At 60.6% G+C, this 3,286-nt stretch carries 3 protein-coding genes and 1 pseudogene; 3 read left to right on the top strand and 1 reads right to left on the bottom strand.

Annotated features, from left to right (window positions below; genetic code table 11):
• From AC6RA8_RS21790 to AC6RA8_RS21780, 3 genes and pseudogenes are all read left to right on the top strand, one after another.
• Positions 1-150, top strand: a pseudogene (locus AC6RA8_RS21790) (polymer-forming cytoskeletal protein); the annotation flags it as partial.
• Positions 151-162: 12 nt separating this feature from the next.
• Positions 163-1,629, top strand: a complete 1,467-nt coding sequence (locus AC6RA8_RS21785; RefSeq protein ID WP_500355841.1) for an MFS transporter — start codon at positions 163-165, stop codon at positions 1,627-1,629.
• Positions 1,630-1,722: 93 nt separating this feature from the next.
• The gene (locus tag AC6RA8_RS21780; protein ID WP_500355839.1) at positions 1,723-2,541 is read left to right on the top strand and encodes a sulfotransferase family 2 domain-containing protein; all 819 of its coding nucleotides are present in this window, start codon (positions 1,723-1,725) and stop codon (positions 2,539-2,541) included.
• A 141-nt stretch (positions 2,542-2,682) separates the two neighbouring features.
• Here AC6RA8_RS21780 and AC6RA8_RS21775 read toward each other — a convergent pair whose 3' ends face one another.
• Complete coding sequence (locus AC6RA8_RS21775; RefSeq protein WP_500355837.1) at positions 2,683-3,243, bottom strand: peptidylprolyl isomerase; 561 nt, start codon at positions 3,241-3,243, stop codon at positions 2,683-2,685.
• Positions 3,244-3,286 lie beyond the last annotated feature (43 nt).

Raw genomic sequence — 3,286 nt, 5'->3', positions numbered from 1 at the left:
GTCGAAGGCGACATCATCCACAAGACCATCGCCATCGAAAGCGGCGCCCATTTCGAAGGGTCCGTGCAGCGTCAGGACGACCCCCTGAACGCAGGCGGCAACAAACCGAAGGCACCGCAACAACCAGCGGCCGCGCCGCAAAACGGCTAAGGTCTTTCCTACATGACAGACACACGGGCGCCCCAGACCACTGCGGCGCCCGTTTTTCATCCCGGGTTCTGCGCGGAACGCAGCCGACCCTACATCCTTGTTGCTGCCGTCCTTGCCTCTGCCCTCGGCATCATCGACGGCACTGTGGTGGCCATCGCCTTGCCTGCCATGCGCGACAGCCTTGGCGCGGGTCTGGTTCAGGCGCAGTGGATTCACAACGCCTATATGCTCACCCTGTCGGCCCTGATCCTTGTCGGCGGCGCGATGGGCGACCGCTTTGGGCTGGGCCGAATCTTTGGGTTTGGCATTGCCCTTTTTGTCGTGGCCTCGATGTTCTGCGCTGTGGCCCCTACACCACTCTTCATGATCATCGCCCGCGCGGTTCAGGGTGTCGGTGCGGCTATCATGGTGCCGGGGTCACTTGCCCTGATTGCCCGCGCCTATCCGCGCGAAAGCAGGGGGCGTGCCATCGGTGTCTGGGCGTCTGCCACGGCGGTTACGACCGCTGCAGGACCGATCATTGGCGGGTTGACCCTGACCATTGGCGGGCCGGATATGTGGCGCTGGATCTTTGCCATCAACCTGCCCCTCGGAGCTGTCGCACTGTTTCTGCTCTATCGCCATCTGGGCGACGATCCGGTCAAGGACGACGCACGCGTCGACGTTCCGGGTGCCGTGACAGCGACGGCTGCCTTGCTTGCTATCGCATGGGGGCTGACCTCGCTTGATCACGGCAGCAACGCAACAATGTGGTTGACCGGTGGCGCGATGATGCTGGTGGTTTTCCTCTGGACCCAAATGCGGAGCGACCATCCGATGATGCCGCTCATGCTCTTTGCCTCCCGCCCCTTCTCCGCCGCGAATGCACTCACATTCACGCTCTACTCTGCGCTGTCGATGATGTTCTTCTTCATGCCGATGACCTTCATCGCCGGCTGGGGTCTGACCGAGATTGCAACGTCCGCCGCCTTTGCGCCTATGTCGGTGTTCATTTCACTGCTCTCGGCCCGCGCAGGCAGATTAGCCGACCGGATCGGGCCCGCGCCTTTGCTCATGGGCGGTTCGTTGGTGGTTGCGACAGGCTATGCCGCCATGGCCGTGCTTGCGCCGTATCAGAATTTCTGGGGCCACATCCTGCCAGCCATGTGTCTGGTGGGCCTCGGTATGGCAGCCGTTGTGGCGCCGCTCTCAACCTCTGTCATGACGGCGATCGACGAAACACAATCCGGCACCGCATCGGGCATCAACAACGCCGTGACGCGCATGGCCGGTCTCATCTCCGTGGCGGCGGTCGGCGGGTTTGTTGCAGCGCTCTACTCAGGCGCAGGCGGAACTGCCAGCTTCGGGATCGAGAGTGATACACCGGGCCACGGTGCAGCCATGACAACTGCGTTCACAGGGCTCGCCTGGATCGCTACAGGTCTTGCGGTCATCAGCGCAGGGCTGGGCTGGCTGACACGCAGCGCCACGGCGAAATAGACTGTCCGCGTCGCACCCAAACCAGGGATTTGACCTGCGCTCTGACACTGCTAATCCTGTCGCAGGTTTACAAAGACAAGGTGGAACCAACACATGCGTCTGCAAGACATCGGCAGCCTTGGCGACCTCACCAAGTCAAGTCGTGCACGCTTGAAGCCTGAGTGGCTCTACACCACGCGACAATACCCCGACCTGTATTGGCACCACATCGCCAAAAATGCCGGGACGTTTATGAAACATCTGATGTACGTGCTCGACCACGGCAAACCGCTCAATCACCAAAGCAAGCTGCATGATTGGGACGCGCAACTCGTGCGCCCAACCGGTGTGCCACAGGCCAACCTCCAAACACCGGCTTATGGGATCATCATTCTGCGCAATCCGCTCCAGCGCTTTCTGTCCGTCTATTTCGACAAAGTTTACGGGCCGGGTGGTCAACCGCGTCCCGGAATGAGCCGCGCGTTTTTTGAGTCCAACCCGATTGATCGCAGTCCTGATCTCGACGCAAGCGGGCACATCGAAAACTGTCTGAAACTTGCGCGTTGGGCATCAGACAACATCAACGGGCGAACCTACACCAAACGAAACTGGCATCTCGTGCCGCAGATTCACCAAGTGGCGCACGTCTACTCCTTGAATTTCCGCGCGTTGACGGTTGAGCAACTTGATTGGCAGCTCACATATCTGCTGTCTGATCTGGTCCCTGACATCGCCGATCGGATCGCCTGTGTGCCCGATCGCAACAGCGCGCATCGCGCTGTGCGCCATCAGGATGTTCTTGTCCCTGAACTCAAATCGATGCTGAAACAGATATACGCAAGTGATCTCGAAATGTTTCGAGAGGTACGCGCGTTCTGGCGCACCACGCGCGATAGCATCGAAGATCAGAGAGCGACATCCGCGGCGCGATAGTGTGCTGGCGACGTTAACGGGGACTTAACCTTCGTCAATCTGCAGGTAAGGTGAACGTCGCGCAGCAATATCTTGTTTCAAGTGGCAAAAAAGGCGCGGAAACCCCGCGCCCTTCGATTTTATCCCCGCGGGGACAGTTTTTTACTCGGTGACAGACACCTTCGTCATCACATCCGGCGCCCCTTCGATCGCACCCGACCGCGGGTGCCCCCGCTTGATCTGATCCAGCACCTCAAGGCCCGAGGTCACACGGCCCACAACGGTGTATTGGCCATCCAGAAACGGCCCCGGCTGGAACATGATAAAGAACTGGCTGTTGGCACTGTTCGGGCTTTGCGAGCGGGCCATGCCTACCACGCCGCGATCAAAGGTGATGTCCGAAAACTCCGCAGGCAGATCCGGCTGGTCCGAGCCACCTGTGCCCGCACGACGACCATCATAGTCACCGCTCGTATCTCCGAACTGCACGTCACCGGTCTGCGCCATGAAGCCGTCGATCACGCGGTGAAAGGCCACCCCGTCATACTCACCGCCCTCGGCCAACGCCGTGATGCGCGCGACGTGTTGCGGCGCCGTGTCTTCGAGCAGGTCGATGGCGATGGTGCCGTTGGCCTCACCGCTCACCGTGATCTCGATACCCGATGCAAAAGCTGTCCCCGCGGGGACAGCAAGTGCGGCGGCGGTGATCAGGTTACGCCACATCGGCGGCCACCTTCACGCTGATCATCCGGTCAGGCTCGGCAGG

The organism is Tateyamaria sp. (assembly GCF_059783535.1).
The sequence above is the reverse complement of the archived record's forward strand: the minus strand, read 5'-3'. Positions and strand labels throughout refer to the sequence as shown.

Coding starts and splice junctions, on each gene's coding strand:
- AC6RA8_RS21785 (WP_500355841.1), top strand. CDS start 163: ATGACAGACACACGGGCGCCCCAGACCACTGCGGCGCCCGTTTTTCAT.
- AC6RA8_RS21780 (WP_500355839.1), top strand. CDS start 1,723: ATGCGTCTGCAAGACATCGGCAGCCTTGGCGACCTCACCAAGTCAAGT.
- AC6RA8_RS21775 (WP_500355837.1), bottom strand. CDS start 3,243: ATGTGGCGTAACCTGATCACCGCCGCCGCACTTGCTGTCCCCGCGGGG.